Origin of the sequence: Actinoplanes sp. NPDC048791, assembly GCF_040650095.1 — a bacterium.
Taxonomy (GTDB): Bacteria; Actinomycetota; Actinomycetes; order Mycobacteriales; family Micromonosporaceae; genus Actinoplanes.
The window spans coordinates 1-2812 of record NZ_JBEZGQ010001047.1 but is presented as its reverse complement, the minus strand read 5'-3'; the positions used below and the strand labels follow the sequence as shown (position 1 = coordinate 2812).

Below are 2812 nucleotides of genomic sequence, written 5' to 3'. Positions count from 1 at the left end.
CCGGCGCGGCCCGGGTCAGCCGGCAGGGGACATGGCCGCGGCCGGGGACTCGCGGCTGCGGTCCGGGGCGCCGGCGGCGACCACCCGGTCCCGCCCCTCGTGCTTGGCCCGGTAGAGGGCCTTGTCGGCGATCCGGAGCAGATCGTCGAAGCCGGCGTGCCCGACACTGACGCACACCCCGAAGCTGGCGGTGAACCGGGGCGTGCCGCCGTCGATCGCCTCGCTCAGCGCCGCCCGCAGCCGGTCCAGGACCAGCACCGCCCGCTCCAGCGTCACGCCGTCGAGCAGGATGCCGAACTCCTCCCCGCCGAGCCGGCCGACCAGATCGTCCTTGCCCAGCCCGGCCCGCAGGACCTGCCCGAACAGGCGCAGCGCCCGGTCCCCCGCCTCATGACCGTGGGTGTCGTTGAGCAGCTTGAACTTGTCCAGGTCGGCCATCACGAACGCGAACCGGCCGCCGTCGCGCAGCCGTTCGCGGACCGCGCCCTCGAACGCGCGGCGGTTGGGCAGCCCGGTCAGCGCGTCGGTGCTGGCCTGCATCTGGGCCAGCTCGAACGAGCGCAGCGTGCCGATCCGGTTGCCGGCCTGCGCGCCGAGCAGGGCCAGCCCGGACAGAGTCTCAGCCGGCGGGGCCTGGCCCGCGTCTCCCGTGGTGTGCAGGACGCCCAGCGAGCGGCCCATGAAGGTGACCGGCACGCAGACCGCCGACACCCGGCCCTGCGGGCGGTTCCTCAGCTTGGGGCAGGCGTCGAGCGCCTCGCTGTCGTCGAAGGAGACCAGGTGGCCGCGGCGGACCGCGACGCAGTGGAACGGTGACGTGACCGGGCAGCACGGCGGCTCACCGGCGCCCCCGGTGGTGCGGCTGGTGAGCCGGGCCTCCGAGTTGTCGGCCAGCAGCAGCTCGGCGGGCCGGTCCGGGTCCAGGACGGTCAGGCTGTTCGTGATGACCCCGTACGCGTCGTGCTCGGTCTCGGCCATGTCGAAGGCGTCGGCCAGCTGGCTGCCGAGCTTCTCGCGCCGGGCCTCGGCGGTGAGCTGCCGTACCGTCTCGCGCAGCCGGTCCGCGGTGTCGTTGAACGACCGGGCCAGGGCACCGATCTCGTCGTCGCGGGGCTGCTCGACGCGGGCCTCCAGGTCACCGGCGCCGACCCGGTGGGCGACGTCGTCGACGGCCCGCAGGTCACGCAGGATCGACCGGGTGAGCCGGGCGGACAGGCCGAGCACCAGCAACGCGGCCAGCAGCGCCGCCGCGAGCAGCCGCCCGCTGTCCACCTGCTTGATCCGGTCCGCGGCGGCGAGCTGCGCGGCCCGGTCGGCGGTTAGCCTCGCGATGAGGCCGGAGATGTGCGCGTCGAGGGCGTCGGCGTCGCTTTCGAGGGTGTTGATGCCGGCGAGGGCGGCGGCACGGTCGGTGGCGCTGAGGTAGATGATCGAGTCGACCCGGCTGACCAGGCTGTCGTGGGCGGTGCCGATGTCGCGCAGCTCGTCCTCGTAGCGGGTGCCGTCGGCCAGGGCGGACAGGGTGGTGTTGCCGGCGTTCAGCGCGGTGCGGGCGGCGTCGAACTCGGTGCGTACCTCGGTCGCCGACCGTCCGGTGCCCCCTTCGCTGACCGCGACCGCGAACCAGGCCTGCGCGCGGATCTGGTGCTGCAACGACTGGGCGGTCAGCGTGAGGGCCTGGATCGTGCCGAGGCGGGACTCGGCGCGGCTGGCCGCGGTGAGGCGCGCGTACCCGGACAGTCCGACCATCCCGACGAGGGCGGCGAGCAGGGCACCGATGGCGGCGATGGCGAAGAGCCGTTTGCGGACGGTCCAGCGCCGCACTGCCCTCATCGAACGTCCCCTCGCCGGTCCCCTCTCCCCTATCGACCTCGGCGGGGTGGACCTGAAGGATCGTCGAAATGGCCATCCCCGGTCGACGGGGACGGCTTGTGAACGTTAACATCGGCGGTTGACCGCCCCGGACGTGGAGGAAGACCCGCATGACGAAGGACCAGGACCTGCGTGAGGCCGTGCTGCAGGCCAACCGGCTCATCCCGAAGGCCGGCCTGGCCGCGCTGACCTGGGGCAACGTCAGCGGCGTGGACCGCGCCGCGGGCATCTACCTGATCAAGCCCTCCGGGGTCGCCTACGACGACCTGACCGCCGACCTGCTGGTGCCGGTCGACCTGGAGACCGGCCGGGTCGTCTCGGGGCGGCTCAAGCCGTCGGTGGACAGCGAGACCCACCGGGCGTTCTACCTCCAGTGGCCGTCGATCGGCGGGATCACCCACACCCACTCCACCCACGCCGTCGCGTTCGCGCAGGCCGGCCGGGACGTACCGGTGCTCGGCACGACGCACGCCGACACCTTCAGCGGTCCGGTCCGGGTCACCCGGGACCTGACCCCGCAGGAGTGCGCCGAGGAGTACGAGTTCAACACCGCGCGGGCGGTCATCGAGCTGATCGGTGACGACGACGCGGCCCGGGCCACCCCGGCGGCGCTGGCGGCCAACCACGGCCCGTTCACCTGGGGCAAGGACGCCGGCAAGTCGGTCGAGCACGCCATCGTCTGCGAGGCGGTGGCCGAGATGGCGCTCAAGACCCTCGCCCTCAATCCGGCCGCCGCGGCCCCGCAGTGGCTGCTGGACCGGCACTTCACCCGCAAGCACGGTGCCGGGGCCTACTACGGCAACGACCTGAGCAAGGCGGCCGAGGCCTGACCGCTCACGGCCGCCGGGCGGTGTCCCCGGCCGCGGTACGGGGCCGGCTGGTCCGCGAGCTGGCCGTCGGCGTGCGGGCCGCGGTCGTCTTCGTCGAGTACGACCGGTCG

At 73.6% G+C, this 2812-nt stretch carries 2 protein-coding genes; one reads left to right on the top strand and one right to left on the bottom strand.

All coding sequences use genetic code 11. The features are described from left to right. Window positions 1-15: 15 nt before the first annotated feature. Window positions 16-1833 carry a diguanylate cyclase domain-containing protein gene (locus tag AB0C29_RS41885; RefSeq protein WP_360832942.1) on the bottom strand — a complete coding sequence of 606 codons (1818 nt, stop codon included), beginning with the start codon at window positions 1831-1833 and terminating at the stop codon, window positions 16-18. A 149-nt stretch (window positions 1834-1982) separates the two neighbouring features. Here AB0C29_RS41885 and araD point away from each other — a divergent pair, with 149 nt between their 5' ends. Continuing rightward, window positions 1983-2702 carry an L-ribulose-5-phosphate 4-epimerase AraD gene (araD, locus tag AB0C29_RS41880; protein ID WP_360832939.1) on the top strand — a complete coding sequence of 240 codons (720 nt, stop codon included), beginning with the start codon at window positions 1983-1985 and terminating at the stop codon, window positions 2700-2702. Window positions 2703-2812: the final 110 nt, after the last annotated feature.

Bases quoted from the DNA above. Each gene is read 5' to 3' on its own strand.
- AB0C29_RS41885 (WP_360832942.1), bottom strand. From the start codon at position 1,833: ATGAGGGCAGTGCGGCGCTGGACCGTCCGCAAACGGCTCTTCGCCATC.
- araD (WP_360832939.1), top strand. From the start codon at position 1,983: ATGACGAAGGACCAGGACCTGCGTGAGGCCGTGCTGCAGGCCAACCGG.